Below are 24,686 nucleotides of genomic sequence, written 5' to 3'. Positions count from 1 at the left end.
CACTCCCGCTTGCCGGAGTGCAGGGTACTAGTGGATAAAAATTTACTGAGGTGATTCCGTTGATTCGAGGTATTTATACGGCAGGTTCCGGTATGCTGGCAGAAACCACCAGAGCCGATACTGTTGCCAATAACCTGGCAAACGGTAATACTACCGGTTATAAGAAAGATATTGCCATATCCAAGGATTTTGCCAGTTTGTTAATTCGCCGCATTAATGACGGCAAGGAGGCGCCGGCTATCGGTACACTGGGCATAGGTACCATGATTGATGAAATAGCTACCATTCATACCGGCGGTGCGATGAATCCCAGCGGCAACTCACTGGATTTTGCCATTGAAGGCAAAGGCTATTTTGTCGTCGAGACCCCGGCAGGAGAACGCTTTACCAGAAACGGGGCCTTTAGCCGTAATGGCCAGGGCCAGCTGGTGACCGGGGAAGGCCAGCGGGTGATGGGGCAAAACGGAGCCATTACCATTCCTGACGGCACGCTGACAGTAGAGGAATCCGGCAGAATAACCGTTGATGGTGTTGAAGTCGGGCAAATGCGTGTGGTGGAATTTGCCAACGAACGCGAATTGCTGAAAGAAGGCAACAGCTTATTCCGGGCCCCGGACAATGGACAGCAGGCAACCGGCAAAGTGGTACAGGGCTTTTTAGAACGCTCCAATGTTAATATTGTTGCGGAAATGGTCAACATGATCAGCGGCTACCGGGCATATGAGGTCAATGCCAAAACCGTGCAGGCCCATGACCAGCTGCTGGACAAAGCCGTAAATGAAGTGGGAAAAGTCTAATCGCCGGCGCAATTGATGCTTAACTTTTGGTAAAAATATTCGATACATACTATAGAGGGCTGGACCTGAGGGAAGCCCTGGGGCTGTGACTGCCTTACCATGGCCGGCATGGCACGAGCATTGCTGAATGACAGAAGCGATGTGCTAAAAAAAATTCGGGGGTAGAAACAATGATTAGAGCTTTATGGACTGCCAGCACAGGCATGAAAGCCCAGCAAGCCAACCTTGATGTTATATCCAACAACCTGGCTAACGTAAATACTACCGGCTTCAAAAAAAGCCGTGCCGATTTTCAGGATCTTATGTACCAGACCCTGCGTCAGGCAGGCGCTGCCAGTGGTCCTGACACCGAAGTGCCAAGCGGTATTCAAATGGGTCATGGCGTACGCCTGGTAGCTACCCAGAAGCTGCATGGACAAGGCAATTTCCAAAATACAGGCAATGATTTTGATTTGGCCATCGAAGGGGATGGCTTCTTCCAAATCACTATGCCTGACGGCGACATCGCCTATACGCGTGACGGCGCCTTCAAAAAAGATGGCCAGGGACGGCTGACGACCTCGGACGGTTATCTGCTGGAGCCGGCGATAACAGTGCCGGATAATGCCACCGGTATTACTGTGTCTGCCGATGGCCGCGTTACCGCTTCGACACCGGGCGGTGACGAAGATCTTGGTCAAATCACCATTGCCCGGTTTGTCAATCCCGCCGGTCTGTCAAGCATAGGCCGTAACCTGCTGGAGGAAACAACCGCCTCCGGCGCGCCGGTTATCGGCAATCCGGGGGAAGACGGCGCCGGCACTCTGGCTCAGCAATATGTCGAAATGTCCAATGTACAAGTCGTGGAAGAAATGGTCAATATGATTGTTGCCCAGCGGGCCTATGAAGTCAATTCCAAAGCTATCCAAACGGCTGATGACATGTTGGAAAGAGCCGCTAACTTAAAACGTTAGGAAATAACTCATGAGACATAAATTTTACCGGCTTACCATGGTAATTCTGTGTGTTGCCGGTATCTTATTTACCGGCAACAGAGTACAGGCCCAGGGGCTGACAATTGTAGTTGCCCCGGAATCCATAGTCAGCGGCCAGCATTTTACGCTTGGCGATATCGCTGACATCAGCGGCAATGATACTGACCGGATAACCCGATTGCGTCAAATCAGGCTGGGAAACACGCCTTCGCCTGGCCGGAGCTTTGTCTTTTCCCAGGAATTATTAGGGATAAGGCTACAGGCCGCCCGGGCTGATTTAACCGGTACTGCCTGGAAAATTCCACCACAGTTTAGAATAACGGCTGCCTCGCAGGTGCTTAACGGGCAGCTGCTGATTGCTGAAGCTGAGCAATTTCTGCAAAAGCAGCTTGCTGGCGCTGATGTGGTTATTACGCCAATAAGTCAGCAGGGGGAAGTTTTACTGCCCCCTGGTGATATAACCTATAATATGGAACTGCCCTATGGGGTAAAATATAATTCTCCCACTACCATGAGTATCGGGATACAGGTGGCAGGCCAGCCTTTTACGGTTGCCCAGCTGCGGTTTAACATCAATAGATATGAGCAGGTGGCTGTTGCCACCCGGGTATTAGCTGGCGGAGAACTGATAACTGCCGACAGTATAAGCTTTGAACGGCGGGATATCGGGCGGCTGCCGCCAGGTTATTTTACCAATCCTGACAAATTATTGGGTTTGGCGGTCAAACGTCAATTGGCCCCCGGAACAGCCATAACTGACAGCATGGTCGCCAAGCCGGTACTTATTACACGGGGCAAAACCGTTACTATTGTTGCCAAAATTGGCGGTATTGAAGTAAGTGTTCCGGGCACCGCCTTGCAAAGCGGCAGTGAAAGCCAGTTTATCCGGGTGAAAAATACCAGTTCTAATAAAATAATTATCGGCCAGGTTGTTGATGAAACGACAGTCCAGGTTCATTTGCCCTGAGACTAACTGCTCTAAGACTCCCAGCTTTACAAGGGGGAGTTAAGACCGGCTAAGTCTTAGGGTAAGGGCGACTAACCTTCAGATGGGATTAAATCCCCTGAAGCTAAGTCTACTTTATAGCGGAAAGGCAGGGGAAAACATGATCCGCAAATCTATAGTTCTTCTACTGGTGCTTACCTTTGCGATAGCTTCTGTTCCCGGTGTGCAGGCTCAGTCGCTCTGGGTGGACAACTCACCGGCCGCCACCATGTTTTATGATCGCCGGGCCCATGAGGTTGGCGATATCCTTACCATCATTATCAGTGAAACTTCCAGTGCCAGCCGTTCAGGCAATGCAGCCAACTCCAAATCGGCCAGCACCAGTCTGGATGCCGGTGTCGGTTTGTTTACCTTTATTGAGCCGGTGAGCGGCAGCAGCTCGGACAGCTTTAAAGCGCAGGGCTCCATATCCAATACCAACAAAGTAACAGGACGGCTTACCGTCACGGTAACCGAGATTAAACCAAACGGACAAATGGTTGTTTCCGGCACCCAGACAATTAAACAAAACTCGGATGAACAGAAAATTACCATTACCGGTATGATTCGTCCGGAAGACGTAGCTGCCGACAATACCATATTGTCAAACAAAATAGCTGATGCTCAACTCAAAATCGAGGGCAAAGGCCCGTTAACCAGAAAACAACGTCAGGGAATACTGACTCAGGTATTTGACTTCTTATTTTAATGCCCGGGTATTGCCTGAATAAAGACTAGCGGAGGACATATGCGAAAATTAATAGCAATGTTTCTGGTCGCCATGCTGGCTGTTGGTATGGCAATTCCTGCGATAGCCGCACCGACGCAGGTCAGCACCCGGATTAAGGATGTGGCCAAGGTGCAGGGCGTACGCAGCAACCAATTGGTAGGCTATGGTCTGGTAGTTGGACTGGCAGGCACCGGTGACTCAGATAAAAGCACCTTTACCGTCCAATCGATTGTTAACATGCTCAAAACCTTTGGTGTTATGATTAACACTTCGCAGCTCAAGCCTAAAAATATAGCTGCCGTGATGGTCACCGCCACATTGCCGCCTTTTGCCAAATCTGGCGATGCCGTTGATATTACCGTTTCATCAATGGGCGACGCTAAGAGTTTGCAGGGGGGAACCCTGCTGCAAACCCCGCTTCGGGCAGCTAACGGCCAGGTTTATGCCGTTGGCCAGGGACCGTTATCAACCGGTGGCTTTGCTGTCGGTGCCGGTGGTGCCAGCCAGCAGAAAAATTTTCCTACAGTAGGCAATATTCCCAGTGGGGCTATGGTCGAACGGGAAGTACCCATGCCGTTCACCGACAAAAATAATGAGAAGCTTACCTTGACGCTTAACCGGCCTGACTTTACTACGGCCAGCAGGATTAGTGAAGCCATTGACCAGCGCTTTGGCCAAATAACCACGGCCAAAGACCCGGGTACGGTGCTTGTCAATATCCCTTATTATTACAGTGATAATATTGTCGGCTTTGTTGCTTCGATGGAAGAACTCGCCATCACTCCCGATAGTGTGGCTAGAGTGGTCATAAACGAACGCACCGGTACGGTTGTTATCGGCAGCAATGTTGCCATTGACGAGGTAGCCGTTGCCCAAGGCGGTCTTACGATAAAAATTGGTCGAACCACCGATGTCTCCCAGCCTCCGTCCTTCTCCGACGGCCGCACGGTGGTGACAACCGAGACTACGGTAGAAGCGAAGGAAGAACCGGCCGGACTGATTGTCCTGCCTGCTTCCGCCAATGTGGGAGATGTGGTGGCTGCTCTTAATGCAGTGGGCGCAACCCCGCGTGATATCATTTCCATTCTGCAGGCTATCAAGGCGGCAGGAGCCTTGCATGCCGAGCTCCAAATCATGTAGGCGGGCAGGTGAGTGTAGTGCGTATCGATTCTAACAATTTTATACAGCCCAGTCCTGTTTCCCGAACAGGCGGCACCCCGGTGGTTGACCAGGGAGCGTCCTTTGCCGAGCAGCTGGAAAAGGCCGCTAAAGCGGCCGGACGGACAGCTCCGGGAGCAGCCGACGCGGCAGCCCAAGCGGCTGAGGATGCCAAGCTTAAAGCAACCTGCAAAGAAATGGAAGCTGTTTTTCTCAACATGATGTTAACAAGAATGCGGGCCACAGTGCCTAAGGGAAATCTGCTGGGCAACAGCTCGGAAGAGCAAATGTTAACATCCTTATTGGATACCGAGTTAACAAAAAATATGGCACAAGCCGGTGGTATGGGGCTGGCCGATATGTTATACCGTCAGTTAAAGAAAAATGATGTAAAAGGCCAGGCTCTCCGTTAGCCTGGCTTTCCCCATCCTGGCAGCAGCGCCGGCTATTTGCTGATGCTTTTGCCCAGGCACCGACACAGACGGGTGGTGCATTGACAACGCTCCACCACTGGCGTTTGACTTCCGCTTTTGCCAACACACCACCCGCCTGTGCGGTCAAATGCTTTAACCGGAATATATAAAGGAGTTATTGTATTATGTTGAAACAATGGAAGCAACGGTTACCCTTATTTTTAGTAATTACAGCTGTGCTGGTCTTTTCTATCCAAAGCATGGTACAGGCGGCACCCAACATAGTTGTGAACAACATCAGGGTAAGCCAGACAGCGGAAGCCGTACGTTTTGTCTTTGATGTGACAGACCTTCCCCAGTATAAAGTGATGACGCTGGAAAATCCGCTCAGACTGGTCATCGATATGCCGGGAACTGTCAATAAGGCGGCTGCTCAATATAATTTGAATGACCCTACAGTGAAGGGGCTGCGGCTGGCGCAATTCGAGCCCGGAAAATTGCGGGCTGTTGTTGATCTTAAAACAGTCTATATGTACAAGATTTTTACTTTGCCTAACCCCAACCGTCTGGTTGTTGATATTATAAAAGATTATGAGCACAAGCTGGTTGATGAAGTGGTTCCCGGCATTACCTACACCTCCTGGCTGCGGCATGCCGCCAACGGGCCGGTATGGGCCCATATTCTTGATATTGATCCTAAGACAGGCTTTGCCGTAAAGCCGGTACTGTCTAATGGAATGATACAAGGTCTTGAACCGCTTCTGCCGATGGCTGAACGCAGTCGTGCCATAGCGGCGGTTAACGGCTCTTACTTCGGTCTTGACGGTTCTATTATCGGCCTGTTAAAAATCGATGGTGAAATTGCCAGTACGCCGGAACTGCCGCGTACAGCGCTTGGTATTCTGCCAAACGGCGACTTGTTTATCGACCAAGTAAGCTATGAGGGGAAAATTGAGCTGCCTGGCGGCAAAACCGCAGCCATTCAGGCCGTAAACCGCGAACGCGGTGAGAACGAGCTTGTATTGTACAACGGCTTATATGCTCCTGCGACTGGCTGCAACCAGCATGGTATGGAGTATATTATAGTAAACGACAAGGTCACCGCCATTAATACCGGCAATTCCCCCATACCGCCGGACGGGGTGGTGCTGTCGGCGCACGGTACGGCAGCCCGGCCGCTTGCCGGCCTGAAGGTGGGCGATACCGTTACTGTGCGGCAAACCCTTGGCTCCGAATGGGATAAGACGCAGCATGCCTTAGGGGCAGGTCCGATGCTGATTAAGAACAATAGTGTCTTTTTGACCACCAAGATGGAAGAGTTCGGTCCGGATGTAGCCGGTGGCCGGGCCCCGCGGACAGCCATCGGACTTAAGGATGACGGACATATTCTGGCAGTTGTCGTGGACGGACGGCAGGACAGCAGCATTGGCATGTCCCTGCTGGAACTGGCTCTCTTTATGCAGGAACTGGGGGCTCGCGATGCCATGAACTTAGATGGCGGCGGCTCCAGTGAGATGGTAATCCAAGGCAAAATCGTCAATAAACCTTCGGATAAACGGGAACGCCGGGTGGGGAATGCGCTGGTAATTATTCCATCCCGTGTTGCTAATTAGAGAAAATGCGATATAATAAAAATATATAGGCAGAGCCTTTACCATAAAATAAAGAGGCAGGTGTTGCACATGATGGCTCACAAAAGAAGTATCATCATTATTACGGTGCTGCTGGTTATTGGCGCTGTAGCCTGGGCTTTGGCTGCCGGACAGACGGTAGACCAGCGCGGCGTATTAGCAGGCAGTGTTATGGCCAATGGTCTAACCACTCCTGGCGCTACGGCCCGTGAAGGCGATATTCTGGTATATGTTCAAACAATTACCGGTCCGGCTGCCGCAGTTCGCGCCACCGTTGACGGTACAGTCAAGGAAGTATTGGTTAAACCTGGCGACAAGGTTAAAACAGGCGATATTTTAGTAAGAATTGAACCATCTAAAAGATAGTTTTGGGAAGGATGAAGATATTGTCTATAATTATAAGGCGCTGCCTGACAGCGCTGGTAGCGGTATTTTTGCTGCTGCCATTTGTCAAAGTCCAGGCAGCGCCTGAGTTTATGCCTGTTGATCAGGTAACCAAAGGCATGCATGGGATTGCTAAAACAGTTGTTTCCGGCAACAAGATCGAGGAATTTGGCGTAGAAGTGTTAGGTGTTATGGAGCAAAAAGGCCCGTCCGGCGATTTGCTGCTGGTGCGTACTTATGGTGACGTTATTGACCGTACCGGTGGTATTGCCCAGGGAATGAGCGGCAGCCCGGTGTACATTGACGGCAAGCTGGTAGGAGCTATCGCCTACGGCTGGGCATTAACCGACCACAAAATTGGCATGGTAACCCCGATTGCCGATATGCTGGCACTCTGGGATATCAATAAGGGGGGGCAGGCTGAGCCCAAGCTGCCGGCAGAGCTGAAAGTACCTGCAGAACTGCAAATGCCTGCAGAACAACCGGCAATGCCGGAAGAACCGGAAGTATCTGCAGAACAACCTGCAATACCGGAAGAACCGGAAGTGCCTGCCGAGCAGCCTGCAATACCGGAAGAACCGGAAACGCCTGCCGAGCAACCGGACATGTCTGCCAATCAGGCCGCTACACCGTTAATGGTATCAGGCTTTGGGGAACAGTCCCTCAAAATGCTGGCAGACAAGCTGAAACCATACAATCTTACCCCTTATGCTGTCAACAGCAGCATGGCTGACACTAACAACGGCATTGCTTACAGAACCGTGGAACCTGGCAGTACCATTGGTGTGCAGTTGGTTCGCGGTGATGTCAGCGTCGGGGCTTTAGGGACAGTAACCTATGTGGAAGGCGATAAAATTCTGGCTTTTGGCCATCCTTTCCTTAAGCGGGGCCAAGCCAACTATTTTCTTACAGATGCCAAAGTATATACTACCGTGAATGGTTTGGAGAACTCTTTTAAAGTGGGGAACTCAACCGAAGCCATCGGCATGGTTACCCAGGACCGGGGAGCCGGTATTGCCGGTAAGCTGGGACATTTCCCCAGCGTTGTTCCCTTAAGAATCAGTGTTACCGACAACACTCTCAGCCGCACCAATGACCTGTGGGCACAAGTGGTACAAGATGAGGAACTGGCGCCTACGCTTGCGGCAGTCAGTGTCTTTAATGCTATTGAAAAGACAACCGACCGTATAGGTTCCGGCTCTGCCCGGGTCGGTTTTGAAATTAGTGCTGCCGGTATTCCCGGCGGCGTGCTGAAACGTGAGAATATGTTTTACACACAGGGCAATATCGGGGAACTGGCGATAGCCGAGGTGCATGAAGCGCTGGCGCTCTTAGCCGGCAACCAGTTTTCACCGGTAACGGTAATGGATGTAAAAGTAGATGTTACAATTGATAACGAGCGCCGGACAGCCACTATTGTCGAAGCCAAAGCCAATACCGCTGAAGCAAAACCGGGAGACAAAGTGAATATTGAGGTTAAGCTCAAGCCCTTTCGCAGTGAACCCATCACCAGACAAGTTACCTATACAGTACCCCAGGACCAGCAGCCAGGAACACTTATGCTGGCAGTACGCGGCGGCGGTATGATTTCGCTGGCACAACTCCTGGGTAAAAATCAGGTTACTGAAGAAGATATCACGAAACTGTTTTTGGCCAAACCGAAAGCCAAGTCCCTGGAGGAAGCAGTTAAAGAACTGGTCAATCGTGACCGCAACAACGATATCGTGGTGGAAGCTATTGAAATGGGCATGCCTAACAGCCCTGGCGGCGGCACAGGCAAGAATGCCAAGCCGGCAGCTGAGAAAAAGTTTGAACCCGCACCCACACCGGTTCAGCCGGACAAATTAACAGCAAAACTTGGCAATTCGTTTGCCCAAAAAGCAAAAAATGCCAAGGACGATACCGATAAACGCAAAGTTCATCTAACAACAGACTACATCATTGACGGTGATGCTCAAGTCGTGTTAAACATAACTAAATAGCTTAGGATAAGCAAAGCATTTTGCAAGTTATAAAAATAAGGGTCTGACTCAATGAACAAATTGAGTCAGACCCTTAAACAGTATTACACCAGAGTTCCTAAGTTAGGCCGAAATCTTACCGGCCGGTATATCCTTTCGTTGAATCTCCTGGTCCGGTTTGACGGCAATCCAGCACACCACACCAATAATGGAAGAAAACGCAGTTACCAAAATAGCCGCCTGCCAGCCGTAATACGTAGCTATCCAGGCGGTTGCAACCGGAGCGACGACCCCGCCGATATTACCCCAGAAGTTCATCCAGCCGGAAACGGTACCGCAGAACTTGCCGCCAATATCCATAGAAGCCGCCCATGACGCATTAAAGGTAAATCCCAGGGATCCCAACGATATGGTAAGCCACAGCACATTTGCACCAGGAGTAGTCGCGACTGCAGCCATATACAGGGCTGCTCCGGATAACAGCAGTCCGGCTGACCCGAAAAATGTGCGTGCCCGGTGCTTCGATACTCCGGCAGCAATAAGCTTATCACTGACAAAGCCTGTAAAAAAGGTGATCAAGCACAAAGCCGCCCAGGGGAATGAGGCGGCAATCCCCATTTTGGCCAGCGAGAATCCTTGGGCCTCCATCAGATAAAGAGGGAGCCAGGCAAGAAAAACATACATAATGTAATCGGTGATAAAATACTGCAACCCGATAGCCCAAAACTGGATGGAAGTGATGAAACTTTTCCAGGGAGCAATCTCTTTAGCTGCTTTCGGATCGCTAAGGACCATTCCGCTCTCAATATGATCGGCCTCAGCCTTGTCGACAAACGGACTTTGGCGCGGATCATTTTTGGCCAGGCACCACCAAGCCAATGCCAGAACAAAGCCCACCGCCCCGAAAATGATAAATACTGACCGCCAGCCAAAAGCCAGCATCAAGCCAACTGTTATTGCCGGGCCAAACACCGGGCCGACAAAAGCACCGCCCAGCATAAACGACGATGCAGTGGCCTTCTCGGCCCGATTAAACCAACGGTAGATAAAATTATTCATAGCTGGGAAGATGGGCCCTTCCCCGAGTCCAAACAAACCACGAATAACAACAAAGGATGTAAAGCTTGATCCCAAGGCGGTAAGAGCAGTAAAGAGCGACCACCAGCTGACCGCCACGGTTGAGGCTATTCGTTGTCCAAAATACTCCGCCATCATCCCACCCGGAATTTGCATTAATGCATAGCCCAAAAAAAATGCAGTCTGCAAAAAACCTATATCGACTTTAGTAAACCCAAATTCCTGCATTATTGTGGGAGTGGCCACCGATAGATTAACCCTGTCCATGTATGACATAAAAGTAATTGAAAAAATGAGTACAGCCATAAACCAACGAAAATTTGTTCTCTTCAAATGATTCACCTCTTTTTAAATTGCCCTTAGCTAGTAATCCGAAAGTTGATATCACCTCCCGGGAATTGCCGGTTGCTGCTAATTGTGCTATACAAGTAAACAACAACCGGAACAACAATGTGTTTTTGCAGGATACCTTGTTATATTATTTCTTATATAAATACAAAATCCTGCTAAATTTATATAATTTTGTCAGGATTTATTTGTATTTTTATTAAAAATACACTAAATATAAAGTTAAATTGCATTTGTGGAAAAAATACTCCGTATTGGAAGTACTTGTTATATTTTCTTTCTTGGTTTATTCTATAATCAATACTGAATGTATTTACATTACTGCTGTCACATGTAATATCAGGCAGCCAGCAAGCCCGCAAATACCTGACTGATACTTTCAGAGGTCAACTGTACGCTTTCTTTACGAAGGAGGAATTAGCTATGTTCACTGAATTTCATCTGGGGTATGGGAGCGAAGAAATTAAGCTCAGCCTTCCCCAACAGCAAATTTTGCATGTCATTGAAGGCAAACATGTCGAGGCGGTAGCCGATATTCCCGCCGCCGTCAAAGCAGCCCTTGCCAACCCCATCGGTACTCCGCCGCTTAACCAAATTGTTAAAACCGGTGATAAAGTATGTCTCATCGCCAGCGACATCACCCGTGCCTGGGTCCGGCACGACCTGTTCCTGCCGCCGCTGCTGGACGAACTCAATGCAGCCGGTGTACCGGATAGCGATATTACCCTGGTCGTGGCCCTCGGCGCCCATCGTTATCATACTGCAGAGGAAAACATCACCACCTATGGTCGGGAAGTGGTTGAGCGAATTACGATTGAGCAAAGTCATGCTCCTGTTGCCGAGGATTTCGTAAAAATTGGCACCACCAGCCGCGGCGTGGATAGCTACATTTATAAGACGGTGGCCCAGGCTGATAAAGTCATTCTGACCGGCGGTATTGCTTATCACCTGATGGCCGGCTTCGGGGGAGGCCGCAAATCGATTATGCCCGGCATCTCAGGCTATAGCAGCATTCAGGGCAATCACAGCTTCTGCCTGCATGACACAGTGGGTCAAGGCATCAGTCCCCACTGCATTTCCGGCAAACTCAGCGGCAACAATATGCACGAGGACATGACGGAAATGGCGGCGATGGTTGGGCCCGCCTTCCTGCTTAACGCCGTGTTAACACCGGCAGGGAAATTTGCCGGATTTGTTGCCGGACACTGGCATGATGCCTGGCTGGAAGGCTGCCGTACGGTGGAAGATATCTTCGGGGTACCCATCACTGCCAAGGCTGATCTCGTCATTGGCTCGGCCGGTGGTTTTCCCAAAGACATTAACCTGTACCAGGGCTCGAAAACCATAGATAATGCCTATATGGCCGTAAAGGAAGGCGGCGTTATCATCCTGCTGCTGGAATGCCGCGACATCAAAGAGCCGCCTGATTTTAGCGGCTGGTTTGATTTTGTGTCCCTGCAGGACCGGGAGCTGCAACTGCGCAAAGGCTTTACCGTTCCCGGTTTTATCGCACTAAAGTGCGGCTTGATTGCAAAACAGGTATCTCTTATCCTGGTTACCCTGCCCCAAAACAAGGATTTCATTGCCAAGGCCGGGATAATCCCTGCCACCTCCCTGGACGAAGCCATGGCTATTGCCGAACAGAAGCTGGGCGGCAAAGATTACACAATTACCGTAATGCCCCACGCAGCCAACACCGTACCTGTGCTGAAAGGATAATTACGTAACCGCAAAAGTAACTGCAGGCGAAAGACTGCAGTTACTTTTAGTTTTGCGTGTCGGCACAAGGCCCGGCGAGGGCGGCCGTCGTGCAACGCTGCGCCGCTGGCGCTTAACCTCCGCTTTTGCACAACGGCCGCCCTCGCCTCAGTAGCTTTTGCTATATCGGCTGTTTCCCAGAATTTAAAATAGGGGGTGACGGCAGGGAATTAGAAATTAATATGGAATAGTATTAAAGATTATCTAACATTTAACCGATTTAAGGAGCATATGTATGCTTATTGAGTTTTTCGCCCGTACAGGGAGAATGGTTATTGGCATTCTGGAAAATGCAGGACAGGTCCTGATTCTGTTAGGTCAGAGTATTTACCATTTGCGCGGGTTGAGCACCACGCTGCTTGTGCGGCAGATGGCTCATCTGGGGGCGGATTCGCTGCCTATCGTGTTATTAACCATGCTGTTTACCGGTATGGTTATGACTGTCCAGACAGGTCATGAATTTGTCAAATACGGGGCGCAGTCGTCGGTCGGCGGGCTGGTGGCGGTGGCGATGGGCCGTGAATTGTCGCCGGTTCTGACCGGCGTAGTATTTGCCGGGCGGGTAGGCGCTGCCATCACGGCTGAAATTGGCTCTATGAAGGTAACAGAGCAAATTGATGCCCTGCGGGTTATGGCAGTAAATCCGATAGCGTACCTGGTCGTGCCCAGGATGCTTGCCTGTATGCTTATGCTGCCTGTACTGGTTATCTTTGCCAATGGTATTGGTATCATTGGCAGTTATATAATTGCCACAACCTATACCGGCATTACCTCTTTTACCTTTTTTAATTCCATTAAGGTTTTTGCCGTGCCGCATGACATTACCGGCGGTCTGATCAAAGCCATGTTCTTTGGCGCCATTATTGCCATTATCGGCTGCCACAAAGGCCTGACCACCGCCCAGGGCGCGGAAGGGGTAGGCCGGGCAACAACAGGCTCGGTGGTGCTGTCCATTATCTTGATTTTTATCAGCAATTATTTTTTATCAGTCATACTTTATCGCTAGTAACATTGTAGAAATGAGGTGCCGCCGTGATTAAACTTATTAATGTCAATATGAATTTTCGCGGCAAAGAAATACTGAAAGACATTAGCCTGACAATTGAACAAGGGGAAATCATGGTTATTATCGGTCCCAGCGGTTCGGGCAAAAGTACGCTGCTAAGACTTATCATCGGCCTCTTGCAGCCCACTGCCGGTGAAGTTTGGGTTAATGGCCGGGAGATTTCCCATATGAATGAGGATGAGCTTAATAAAATCAGGCTGGAGATGGGGATGGTATTCCAATACTCAGCCCTGTTTGACTCCATGTCGGTGGGGGAAAATGTGGCCTTCGGCCTCAGGCAGCATACCGCCATGCCGGAGGAGGAAATTGCCCGGACGGTGCGGCGCAAGCTGCGCATGGTGGGCCTCAGGGGCCAGGAAAATGCCATGCCGAATGAACTGTCAGGCGGTATGAAAAAACGGGTCAGCTTAGCCCGGGCTATTGCCATTAATCCGCATATTGTGCTGTATGATGAACCTACCGCCGGGCTTGACCCCATCATGTCCAACACGATTGACCGGTTAATTGTCAGTACCAGACGGATGATTGACGCTACTTCGGTTGTTGTTACCCATGATATGGCGAGCGCTTTTAGCATTGCCGACCGGATTGCCATGATTTATGGCGGCGGCATTGTGGAAATTGGCACACCGGCCATGATAAAACAATCGGAAAATCCCATCGTGGCGAAGTTTATCCGGGGAGCCACAGGGATAGCGGAAAATAAAGGGAGGTCCAGAGCGTGAATACCGAAGCCAAAGTGGGAGCGATAACCCTGGCCGGCCTAATGCTGCTGGCCGGGATGATTGTATATTTAACCGGCATAAGTTTTGGCGAAAAGGGATATCCGGTCCAGGCTGTATTTAATCAGGTAAATGGTTTGAAGCCAGGCAATCTGGTGCGTTATGCCGGGGTGGAAATTGGCACGGTTGCCGATGTCCGGGTGTTGCCTGAGGGTGTGTCAGCCCATATTATGCTTAACCCTGGCGTGAAAATTCCGGTTGGCTCAAAAATTACCATCGGTTCTGACGGGCTATTGGGGGAAAAGTTCATCAATATTGTACCGCCCCGGGAAGTAAACGGCTTTCTGGCCCCTAATGCGCAGGTATTGGGTGAGAATCCTCAGGGGCTGGATGAGTTGATGGTGTCGGCCAATGAGGTGCTGGCTGAAGTTAAAATCCTGGTGGCAGCCCTTAATGATGTGGTTGGCGATGAAAAAATCCGGGCGGCGCTCAAGGAAACAGCGTTAAACACCAGGGATGTTACCGCCAACCTGGAAAGGCTGACGGCCACGCTGGCCGGCATGGCGGAGACTAACCAGGGTGAAGTCGCGGCCATGGTCAGTAATCTCAAAGATATGTCAGTCAGCCTTAATTCTACCGCAGCCCGGGTAGATAAAATGCTTGCCGATGTCGATAACAACGGGCAGACTGCCGCCGATTTGCGGGAAACCATTGCCGCTTTCCGGCAGACCAGCAGCCGGGTGGAAAGAATGGCTGCCGCGTTGGAAGGGGTTGTAACAGACCCGGACACTGCCAACAATCTTAAGGACACTCTCAAGAATGCCAGAGATGCCACCTCCAAGGCCAATCAAATGCTGACAAAGGTGGCAGAGATTAAAACCGAAGCCAGTGTTGAAGCCATATACAACCCGGACAAGCATGAGTACCAAAGCAATGCCAATTTTACTATCAATACTTCGCCCCGTGATTTTGCCGTCATCGGTGTCACGGATATTGGCGAAGCCAATAAAGTAAATTTGCAGGTAGGCAAGAGCGGCTCAGGCTTCGACCAGCGGATAGGCCTTATTGAAAGCAAAGCCGGAGTGGGCATGGATGCCAAACTCGGCAGCCAGCTGCGCATGTCGCTGGATGTATATGATCCGAATGATGTGCGGGTCAAGCTGCGTACCCAGTATGAGGTGGCGCCAGATACTTTTCTTGTAGGCCAGACCAGCAATATCAACAAAAGCGATGAAAAAACGTCATACTACGGCGTGCGGCGAGCCTTTTAACAGGCGTATTCTTCAGGCCATTCCGGCAGCGGAAAAATATTGACACTTTCAAAACTTGGACCTATAATTATATGTGTCTGACTGAGTAGTCAATGCTTTGACAAAAGATATATAGTCAAGGAGGTCATGTAATTCCATGACAACATTCAATTTATCCGGCAACCTGGCTAAGCGTGCCACGGCACTATTTGTCGGCGGCATGCTGGCGACAGCTGCACTTCCGGGCTTTGCCGCGCCGGTAGAGCTTACGCTTGATGAAGCCATCGACATGGCCCTCAAAACCAACCCTTCAATTAAAATGTCTGAATCTGATCTGAAAAAATCCGAATGGGATGTAAAGGGTGCAAAAGCAGCTAAATCACCGTCGGTGAATCTTTCCCATAACTCTATCCGGTCCAAGAGTCCCGAATCAGCTAATTATGTTTATAATTACAACTCGATTACTGACACACCGCAAAAACTGGTAATTCCGTCAAGTATTGGCAACAGATACACCAACAGTGTTGATCTGACCCTGCCTTTATACACTGGCGGCAAGCTGGAAGGCACCATCGAAAAAGCCCAGTTGGGGAATAAATCGGCTGCCTTTGGCCTGGAAAAGACCCGTCAGCAAATTAAACTGGATGCCACTACCGGATATTATGCTATCCTGCAAACCCGCAACCTGGTGAAACTGAGTGAAGAATCGTTAGACCAGCTCAATAGTCACTTGAAAAATGTTGAAGCCCAGTATGCTGCCGGAACGGTAGCCAAAACTGACGTATTGCGCTCAGAAGTGGAAAAAGCCAGTGCGGAACAAAGCCTGATTAGAGCTAAAAACTCCTACGAGCTTGCGGTATCCGGCCTTAATAATATTATTGGCCTGCCGCTTGAGACTGAGATCGCGGTTCAAGAGGATTTGCCATATGAACAATATGATAAGACTTTGGCAGAATGCATTGAAGTCGCCCTTGTCAACCGTCCGGATTTAGCGCAGGTCAGGGCAAGCGTCGCCAGTGCCAAAGCCGATATTAAGGTGGCGAAAAGCGGCAATAAGCCGGTAATAGCGGCTTCTGCTTCCGAACAATGGAGTGACAATGATTTTCCCGGCACCGATAACAATAATTGGACTGTCGGTATTAGTGCCAGCTACAACCTGTTTGATTCAGGCTTAACCAGATCGCAGGTCAAAGGCGCCGAAGCCGGTCTGGATAAAGCCACCGAGCAGCTGCGCCAGGCACAGGATGCCGCCCAGCTGGAAGTGCGTCAGGCCTATCTTAATATGAAAGAGGCCGAAAAACGCATTGATACCAGTAAGGTGGCTGTAACAAAAGCCGAAGAAGATTTTAAAATTGCCCAGGTGCGTTACAGCGCCGGCGTGGGTACCAACCTTGACGTCATTGACTCACAGGTTGCTTTGACTTCAGCCAAGACTGATTATGTGCAGGCACTGTATGACTATAACACCAGCCGGGCAAAACTTGACAAAGCTATGGGAATAGCAGTAGAATAGCGGGTTTTCTCAAGCAAGAGGATTGCTCTTCCGTTAATAGGAAAAGTAATCCTCTTCTTCGGTTCTGAGTCAAATTCCCAGGAATATCATAGAGGAAGACAACCTCATGACGTCGAATTTTACCGGATAGCCATATATAGCGTGCTAGCTGTTTGTGCAGGCGTCAAGCACTACCCGCCTGTGCCTGCTCTTTAGTGCGGAATATCCAAGGCCAAGGAGGCGTGCCATGCGAACCAAAGCCATTGCTGTAATCCTTATATTGTTTGTGCTGGTCATGGCTGCTTTTGCCTGGTGGTCGGCCCACAGCCCCGCAGTGTTTTCCCGGATTGAAACAACACTTGCCACCGAACTGACAGCGGCACTGGGGACCCAGGTGGAGGTTGGCCAGCTGCACATAGCCGGACTTTCCTCAGCGGCTGTCGACGGTGTTACCGTATTTGATAAACAAGGCCGGAAACTGGCTGTTATCGAGCAAGTTACGGTAGACTATAATATACTCCGTTTGGCGCGCGGTCAAACTGCAATAGACGCCATCAGGCAAATTACCCTTACCCGGCCGGAAGTGCTGTTGGTGGAAGAACCGGACAGTGTCTGGAATATTGCCTGCCTGGCCCAGGAGAGCAAGCCGGATGATTCGGCTTTTAACGGTAAAATTGTGGTTAAAGAGGCCGCTGTCCGGATTCAAGCCTTGCAGGGAACCTGGGACTTAACCGGTGCCGACGGACAGCTTATCATTAAAAACGGCCAGTCTATCGATATCAAACTAAGTGCCAGCCTGGGCGGCTCGCCGGTGACTGCCCGGGGGTTTGTTAACACTGCCCGGAAAAGCCTGTCAGTCACTGTGGCGGCTGATAAGCTTCACCCGGCTGCTTACCAACCGCTGGTACCTGCTAAAGCCGGCCTGGTTTTTACCGATGGTGCGCTGGCGGAGCTGGAAGTAACGGTTGTCAGCAATTCTGCCGGATTAAGCTATGCGGGAGAATTTTTATTAGAGGATTTATCGGTACAGGTACAGGGGGTGCCTGTTGCCGAAACGCGCGGTCGTGTGAGCTTTACTAATAACGCGGTGTACCTGCTTGGTACCAGTGCGCTTATTAACAATCAGCCGGTAGCTGCCCGCGGCAAAATTGCCATAGCCGGTGACCAGCCGGTTTTTGACCTCAGTGTGGAATCAGCTAATTTTGATGTGGCGACAATTAGCTATAACCTGCCTGTTGCCGGCATCATTGCATTTTCCGCCAAACTCACCGGGACGCTGGCCATGCCGGTGGCAACAGCCGAGCTTTCGGCAAAAGAGGCTGTTATTGCCGATTATCAGCTGCAGGCTGCCAGCGCCAAAGTGAATTTTGCGGATAATCAACTGCAGTTAGAGCAGTTTGCCGCACAAATGCTTGGCGGTCAGGTGCAGGGCCAGGGAACTCTGGACCTGACAAGCCGGCAGTATCAGGTACAGCTGGCTGCCAGCAATCTGGATGCTGCCGCGGCCCAAGACCTCCCTGTTGCCCTTAGCGGCAGAGGGGATATCAGCCTGTCGGTCACCGGTCAGGGAACCGACTGGCAAACCATCAATGGCTTAGTGGCGGTAACTCTGGCTGACGGCCAACTGGCCGGTGTGCCTTACACCAAAATGACGGCACTTGTTGAGCGGACCGGCAGCCTTACCGAGATTAAACACTATGATCTTATCCTGCCCTCAGGTCTGATAACGGCAGCTGGCGTTATGGAAGATGAACAGCTCAAGCTGGCGATTGAGGGGCAAGGCATAGAGCTGGCACAATTACCCTTTGCCATAAAAGATATTCACTTTGCCGGAACAGCCGGCTTCCAGGGCCAGCTGACAGGCACGCTAACCCAGCCGCAGCTTGCGCTAAAGTTTGACGCCGACGGTCTCAGCCTGAATCAGGAACCCTGGGGCCAGGCCCGTGGGTTCATTACGGCTTCGCCGGACAGGGTGGCCTTTGAAAAAGTTATTCTTACCAATGGTGCTGCCCTGCATGATTTTTCCGGGACAATAACTTTTGCCGGAATTCAGCCGGAATGTAACCTTACCCTCACAACCCATGCTGCCAGGGCGGAAACCTTTGTCCGCCCGATAATTCCCAAGCTCGCGTTAACAGGTAATATTGAGCATGAACTGATAATACGCGGTCCCTTGGTTAATCCGGCCGTGAGCGGCAGGGTGAAATTATCGGAAGGCAGTCTGGCAGGGTATCTTATTGGTAAGGCTGAAGGCACCTACCAATGGCAGAACGGTCTGATAACCGTGAACCAGCTGGATATAGATTCGATTACTGCCAAAATCAAGCTATCAGGAACGGTAACCGCCGATGAAAGCCTGGACTTTGCCGTAGCGGCCGAGAATATCGATATTACCAGGCTAAAAGCAGAATATCCTTATCCGGTATCAGGTATAGCCAGTCTGAACGGTAAGGTGACAGGCAAGGTAACAAGCCCGGAGGTTACCGGTCAATTAAGAGCAAGCGGTGTCTTGCTTAATGGTCAGGCAGTCAGCGATATGTATGCCAGTTTTGGTTATGTTGACGGTCAGGCCGATATCCAGGAATTGCGATTTTCCCAAGGCCAGGGTCACTATGTTTTCGGCGGCGGGGTTAACTTTAAAACTGCAGAAATTGATGGCCTGCTCCGCGCTGAAGGCGGTGAACTCACCAGTATTATGACCATTGCCAACATGCCGGACCGTGGTATTCGCGGCAGGCTGAGCGGTGAGATTGCCGTAAACGGCAGTATGCATAATCCCAACATCCTGCTGCGCGGCGCCATCTATGACGGCAAAATAAAAAATTACCCGCTTGATACCATTGACATTGACGTCGAAATGGAAAATAAAATTATTACAGTCAATACCTTCACGGCCAAACAAGGAGCCGACGGCTTGCTGGTTGTTAAAGGCAAGGCGGATTTAAACGGCGAGATTGAAGTGGAAGCAGGCGGACGCTCCATTGATATCGGCATTTTGACAGCGCTCTTTGATACCACAGTTGAAACCAAAGGGAAGTTTAGTTTTAATGCGCAAGCCACCGGCCGGACCCAGAACCCGAATGTTGCGGTATCGCTGGAAGTGCAAAACGGCAGTGTGGCCCACACGGAATTTGACAATCTGTACGGGTTGTTGGTTTTCGACAAAGGCAGCATTCATGTTAACCAGTTGTATGTGGCCCGTGGACCGTACAAAGCAAGTGCTTATGGCATTGTGCCGCTGCGGGCGCTGAACAGTCAGGGCCGCAGTCAGGCCGATATTACCGACACCATGGACCTTACCCTGCGCCTGGACAATGCCGATTTGAGCATATTGCCGCTGCTGACCAAGGAAGTGGCCTGGGCAGCCGGACCGACAACAGGCGAGCTGGCTGTCGGCGGCACACTGGCCCAGCCTACGCTTGACGGCAAGGTGACGGTGACCAATGGCAAAATAAAACTTAAGTCACTTTCCGACCCGATAGAAAATGTGGGGGTTGATATTCAGTTTAAAGGTGATACAATAAATATAAATGCCTTTGACGGGAACATGGGGGGCGGTTCTTACTCCATGAATGGGTCGGCCAGACTGAACGGCCTGGGATTGGACCAGTATGATATCATGCTTACCCTGGACCGGCTGGGTGTAAAACACAACTATTTTTCCGGTCCTATTGACGGCGTTTTTACATTAACCAGCCAGAATAACAGACCTCATATTTATGGACGGCTGACAGTTGACAATGCCACTGTCAATATTCCGGCAGTGCCTGACGGTGAGGCGATTGCCTTTAACGCCGGCCTGGATGTCGAAGTTACTGTCGGCAATAAGGTCCGGATGTATAATCCCTACCTGTATGATTTCATGGCCGAAGGGAAGGTTAAATTTGCCGGAACCCTGCAGCGGCCTTCAGCTTCAGGGCGGATTGAAGCAAGACGGGGTACGGTCAGATATTTAACAAACCGCTTTACCATTATCAGCGGCAGTGCCGACTTCATCCAGTTCCGCTCCATTGAGCCGGTAATCAGGCTGCAAGCCCAAACCAGGCTTTCGCGCACAACCATTAACCTGGGAATTAACGGCCCGGTTTCCGCCATGGATCTTAAACTGACCTCGGAACCGGCTATGAGCCAGGAGGAAATCCTGTCACTCTTAACTTTGCGCGGCAGCTATTTTTCCAAGACCGATTCGGGAGCCTCTGACAGCACTTTGGGACGCGACGAGCTTGTCAGCCTGCTGGATGCAGGCCTGCAGCTGCGGTTTATTGCCGAGGTGGAAAGCGTCCTGCAGGAAACGCTGGGGGTTGACGAATTGCGGCTGGTACGGTCGTCGCTGTTTGACTATGGCGGCAGACGCTCGCGCCGGAATGACTCTGACAGCCAGTTAGAGGGCTATAATCTTGAAGTAGGTAAATATCTTACCGATAAATTTTTAATCAGTTATAGTATGGGTCTTGATCAGGATAATAACAACAGCTTCGGTTTCCGTTATGATTTGACCAGAAATATTGGCATCGGCGGCAGCTTTGGCAGCGATTCGAAGAACAATCTGCTTACTGTTGAGACCAGGTTTACTTTCTGATGACATAAAGGATTGATAACATGTTACTCAGCGAATACTTGACTGAACTGAAAAAAGTCCGCACACTGACGCCGGACGAAGAACTGGTGTTATGGCAGGGGTACAAAGCAGGCGGCGATTTGGCTTGCCGTCGCCGCCTGATAGAAAGTTACCAGCCATTGGTTTTCAAAACCGCCATGCGCTGGCGCCTGCCTGAGGCCGTTATCCTGGACCTGATTCAGGAAGGAACGGTCGGACTTATCGAAGCTGTGGAAAATTATGACCATACCCGGGGCATTGCCTTCAGCTTATTTGCCGTACACCGTATCAGGGGGCGGATGCTTAATCATCTAAGCCGCGAAGACGACAGCCTGCTGCATATTGACGGTGTGATGGCAACTGAGGGCAGACAGGTATCAATTGCCGACTCGCTGGTTGATGCCCAGGCGGAAGTGGCGGCGCAAGCTGAGCAAAACTACCTGGTGGAAGAATTGCGGCTGGCCATGGGACGCCTGCCTGCCAAGGAACAGCAGGTGTTAAGCGGTGTTTATCTTGACAATTGTGAACCGAAAGATTTAGCCGCCAGCATGGAATTAAGCGTGTCCCATATTTATCGCCTGCAGAAGCAGGGAATTCGCCGGCTTAGGGGGATGTTATCCAAACTCATGGGCAACTGGTAGGAAACGGGCGATAAACGCCCATCTGCGTTGTTGCTCCTGCGGTTGCTTGCTTGCGTACAAACCCCGTACGCGGCGCGGCGCAATCCTCGTCGCGCCTAGCATCTGGACATTTCTCGCCCGTTTCCAAAGATTAAGGTAGCGTGTTTAGCAAACACGCCGTAACAATGAAAAATAGAGAAAACTAGTCAAAACACCTTGAAATAGTTACACTCAGCGGGCTAAACGCAAAATTTGCCCGTTTTTAAGTATTTGTCACTAACCAGAATCTGGCCTCTTCCCAGGAGTATAATTAGTGTTTATAATAGGGGATGGTGGATGTGACGGATTGTAAACAAAATATCAATAAACATTTAACCTCAGCGCAGCAGTGGCTTTCAGAGGCCGAAGAGGCCTTTGAGAAAGACAGCGATATTCGTGGTGAGCTCAACTTGTTTTTAGCTCAGGCTGAACTTACCCGGGCGAAAGAGACAAACCGTTCGCAGCATTGGCGGCATCGTTATTCTGTTTTCCGGCATAGCATAGCTATTGGCATTGCCTTTGTTATTGCTGCCGGCGGGATGACTGCCAGCTATTTGTGGGCAACAGGCCCTCAGGGAGCCAAGCAGCCGCTGCCCACTAGCGCGCCGGCCCCGGTATACCAGACCAGAGCCAGTCAAGTCGATGAATTTTCCGGGGTAATGACAACAACATCATCACCACTGACAGTCGTACCTGAATCCAATGCCTATAAGGCTGTAGCCGAAAAAGACCGAACAACTGCCTCACCGCAGTTGTCTGCGCCGCCGGCAGCGGATAAACAATCTCACCCATCGACTAAACCTCAGCAGGAGCAAGCATTGCCTTTGACGCCTGATGAGGTTGACAACCTTATTCGTTTAGCCGGGAAATCTTTGCGTGGACAATGAAATTACAGAGGAGGTAATGCATGAAGATTCTTAACAAGTCTAAAATATTTATTGCTGCAGCGATTGTGCTAACCATGGCTGTTAGTTTAGTCTTACCTGTTAATGCAGCAGACATTGAAGGCAAGACGGCTACAGCGGTAACAGTGACAGGCAATCATCAGGTTGCCGAAAGCACGATTCTGGGTGTAGTGACAATCCGGCCAGGCGATGCTTTGACGGCTGAGAAAGTAAAACAGGACATGCAGGCAATCTATGATTTAGGTTACTTTTTTGATGTTGTTGCCAATTTCAGCGAAGTGCCTGAAGGCGTCAAAGTTATTTACACCGTTATGGAAAACCCGAAATTAACCGACATTGTCGTTAAAGGCAATAACAAGGTATCTACCGATAAAATTAAAGAAATGGTGACAACAGGCAAAGACGGCGTCCTCAATACCAGAACTCTTAACGCCAATGTCCGCTCGATAGAGTCGTACTATCACGACCAAGGCTATATTTTAGCCAAAGTAAGTGATGTGGCTATGTCGCCGGGCGGGGAACTGACGCTGACAATCAGTGAAGGCGTACTGGAAGGCATTGTGGTCAAAGGCAACGAAAAGACCAAGGAACAAGTTATTACCCGTGAGATGAAACTTAAGCCGGGTGAGCCTTTCAACGTAAAGGACGCCCGTCGCAGTATGCAAAAAGTGTACAACCTGGGTCATTTTGAAGATGTCAATATGAAGCTCAATCCCGGCAAAGAGCCGAATGCGGTTGTGCTTGAGGCCAGTGTTGTTGAACAAAAGACAGGCACCTTCTCTATTGGCGGCGGTTACAGCAAAGCCGACGGCCTGATTGGTATTATCGAACTGGGTGACAACAACTTTAGAGGCACCGGTGACAGAGTCAAATTGCACTGGGAATTTGGCGGTGCCGACGACACCAACTATGAGATAAGCTATACCCGTCCCTGGCTGGACAGCAAGCAAACCTCGCTGAGCTTCAGCTTCTATGATATGACCAATGAATATGATGACTATGATACCGATGGTAATTTGGAATCAAGCTATGATAAAAAACGGAAAGGCTTTGATATTACGCTTGGCCGTCCGCATGGCGAATATATTCACAACTATCTTACCTTCAAAAACCGCAGAGACACGCATGTTGAATATGTTGAAGGGCCTTATGATTACTCCAAAGGCCAGCCATATGAAGGCTATCTGGAAGATAACTTTGGCTTGACCCGCAGCATTACGCTGATGCGCGTGTTTGATTCCCGGGATAATGTGTTTAATCCTACCGAAGGAGCCCGTTATTCTCTGTCAGCCGAATTTGCCGGCGGTTCGCTTGGCGGTGACTTTGACTTTAACAAATATACCGCTGAAGGCCGCCAATACCACAAGGTTGGCCGCGATCATGTAATTGCCACCCGGCTTACTGCCGGTTATGCCGATGGCAGCATGCCGGAAAATGGCAAGTTTTCTGTCGGTGGTTCCGATACGCTGCGCGGTTACAAGGACGACCAGTTTGAAGGCGATAAAATGCTGGCCGCTACGGCGGAATACCGGTTCCCGGTTGTTAGCAAAGTGCAAGGCGTTGTTTTCACCGATATCGCTAACGCCTGGGAAGGCGGCAGTTACAAACTGGACGACCTTAACTACAGTGTTGGTGTAGGTCTTCGTTTGACTACTCCGATTGGTCCTGTCCGCATTGACTATGCGAAAGGCGAACAGGGCGGTCGTGCCCACTTCAGTTTCGGCGGCCAGTTCTAAACAGCAGTAACTAATGAGTCAGGCCGCAGGCCTGACTCATTTA

Annotated in this window: 19 protein-coding genes; 18 read left to right on the top strand and 1 reads right to left on the bottom strand. The window is 50.4% G+C overall.

Annotation, left to right across the window (positions count from 1 at the left end; all coding sequences use genetic code 11):
- The first annotated feature begins 59 nt into the window (after positions 1–59).
- From flgF to GT1_RS22295, 9 genes are all read left to right on the top strand, one after another.
- On the top strand, positions 60–797 hold the full coding sequence (flgF, locus tag GT1_RS14630; protein ID WP_075757115.1) for a flagellar basal-body rod protein FlgF: 738 nt from the start codon (positions 60–62) through the stop codon (positions 795–797).
- Between the two features lie 170 nt (positions 798–967).
- Positions 968–1,750 (top strand): flagellar basal-body rod protein FlgG, encoded by a 783-nt coding sequence (gene flgG / locus GT1_RS14625; protein ID WP_075757116.1) that lies wholly within the window; start codon positions 968–970, stop codon positions 1,748–1,750.
- 10 nt (positions 1,751–1,760) lie between these two features.
- Positions 1,761–2,738 (top strand): flagellar basal body P-ring formation chaperone FlgA, encoded by a 978-nt coding sequence (flgA, locus tag GT1_RS14620; protein WP_188399364.1) that lies wholly within the window; start codon positions 1,761–1,763, stop codon positions 2,736–2,738.
- 139 nt (positions 2,739–2,877) lie between these two features.
- Positions 2,878–3,465, top strand: coding sequence for a flagellar basal body L-ring protein FlgH (locus GT1_RS14615; RefSeq protein ID WP_188399363.1), 588 nt, complete (start codon positions 2,878–2,880; stop codon positions 3,463–3,465).
- Positions 3,466–3,504: 39 nt separating this feature from the next.
- Entirely contained in the window at positions 3,505–4,626 is a 1,122-nt protein-coding gene (locus GT1_RS14610) for a flagellar basal body P-ring protein FlgI (protein ID WP_188399362.1), read from the top strand.
- Positions 4,627–4,634: 8 nt separating this feature from the next.
- Positions 4,635–5,057 (top strand): rod-binding protein, encoded by a 423-nt coding sequence (locus GT1_RS22300; RefSeq protein ID WP_223226279.1) that lies wholly within the window; start codon positions 4,635–4,637, stop codon positions 5,055–5,057.
- A gap of 185 nt (positions 5,058–5,242) precedes the next feature.
- A complete protein-coding gene (locus tag GT1_RS14600; protein ID WP_188399361.1) occupies positions 5,243–6,670 on the top strand; it encodes a phosphodiester glycosidase family protein in 1,428 nt (475 codons plus the stop codon).
- A gap of 69 nt (positions 6,671–6,739) precedes the next feature.
- The gene (locus GT1_RS14595) at positions 6,740–7,054 is read left to right on the top strand and encodes a biotin/lipoyl-binding protein (RefSeq protein WP_083945659.1); all 315 of its coding nucleotides are present in this window, start codon (positions 6,740–6,742) and stop codon (positions 7,052–7,054) included.
- Between the two features lie 11 nt (positions 7,055–7,065).
- On the top strand, positions 7,066–9,054 hold the full coding sequence (locus GT1_RS22295) for a SpoIVB peptidase S55 domain-containing protein (RefSeq protein WP_376742008.1): 1,989 nt from the start codon (positions 7,066–7,068) through the stop codon (positions 9,052–9,054).
- Positions 9,055–9,156: 102 nt separating this feature from the next.
- Here the strand turns inward: GT1_RS22295 and GT1_RS14585 are convergent, their stop codons facing one another.
- Entirely contained in the window at positions 9,157–10,443 is a 1,287-nt protein-coding gene (locus GT1_RS14585; protein WP_223226277.1) for an MFS transporter, read from the bottom strand.
- A 438-nt stretch (positions 10,444–10,881) separates the two neighbouring features.
- Between GT1_RS14585 and larA the strand changes: the two genes are divergently transcribed.
- From larA to GT1_RS14540, 9 genes are all read left to right on the top strand, one after another.
- On the top strand, positions 10,882–12,177 hold the full coding sequence (gene larA / locus GT1_RS14580) for a nickel-dependent lactate racemase (RefSeq protein WP_188399360.1): 1,296 nt from the start codon (positions 10,882–10,884) through the stop codon (positions 12,175–12,177).
- Positions 12,178–12,451: 274 nt separating this feature from the next.
- A complete protein-coding gene (locus GT1_RS14575; RefSeq protein ID WP_075757125.1) occupies positions 12,452–13,222 on the top strand; it encodes an ABC transporter permease in 771 nt (256 codons plus the stop codon).
- A 26-nt stretch (positions 13,223–13,248) separates the two neighbouring features.
- Positions 13,249–14,007, top strand: coding sequence for an ABC transporter ATP-binding protein (locus GT1_RS14570; RefSeq protein ID WP_188399359.1), 759 nt, complete (start codon positions 13,249–13,251; stop codon positions 14,005–14,007).
- Positions 14,004–15,275, top strand: coding sequence for an MlaD family protein (locus tag GT1_RS14565; RefSeq protein ID WP_223226276.1), 1,272 nt, complete (start codon positions 14,004–14,006; stop codon positions 15,273–15,275). The genes GT1_RS14570 and GT1_RS14565 overlap by 4 nt, the downstream gene beginning before the upstream one ends.
- Positions 15,276–15,411: 136 nt before the next feature.
- Positions 15,412–16,767, top strand: a complete 1,356-nt coding sequence (locus tag GT1_RS14560) for a TolC family protein (RefSeq protein WP_188399358.1) — start codon at positions 15,412–15,414, stop codon at positions 16,765–16,767.
- 226 nt (positions 16,768–16,993) lie between these two features.
- Complete coding sequence (locus tag GT1_RS14555; RefSeq protein WP_188399357.1) at positions 16,994–21,325, top strand: translocation/assembly module TamB domain-containing protein; 4,332 nt, start codon at positions 16,994–16,996, stop codon at positions 21,323–21,325.
- 20 nt (positions 21,326–21,345) lie between these two features.
- Positions 21,346–21,984, top strand: a complete 639-nt coding sequence (locus tag GT1_RS14550) for a sigma-70 family RNA polymerase sigma factor (RefSeq protein ID WP_188399356.1) — start codon at positions 21,346–21,348, stop codon at positions 21,982–21,984.
- 317 nt (positions 21,985–22,301) lie between these two features.
- Positions 22,302–22,889 (top strand): hypothetical protein, encoded by a 588-nt coding sequence (locus tag GT1_RS14545; RefSeq protein WP_188399355.1) that lies wholly within the window; start codon positions 22,302–22,304, stop codon positions 22,887–22,889.
- A gap of 20 nt (positions 22,890–22,909) precedes the next feature.
- Positions 22,910–24,643 carry an outer membrane protein assembly factor gene (locus tag GT1_RS14540; RefSeq protein WP_188399354.1) on the top strand — a complete coding sequence of 578 codons (1,734 nt, stop codon included), beginning with the start codon at positions 22,910–22,912 and terminating at the stop codon, positions 24,641–24,643.
- Positions 24,644–24,686: the final 43 nt, after the last annotated feature.

The sequence above is a fragment of the Sporomusa sp. GT1 genome (assembly GCF_014634905.1).
In the GTDB taxonomy this organism is placed as follows: Bacteria; Bacillota; Negativicutes; order Sporomusales; family Sporomusaceae; genus Sporomusa; species Sporomusa sphaeroides.
Note: the sequence above shows the minus strand (reverse complement) of the source record. Positions and strands in the feature narration are given on the sequence as shown.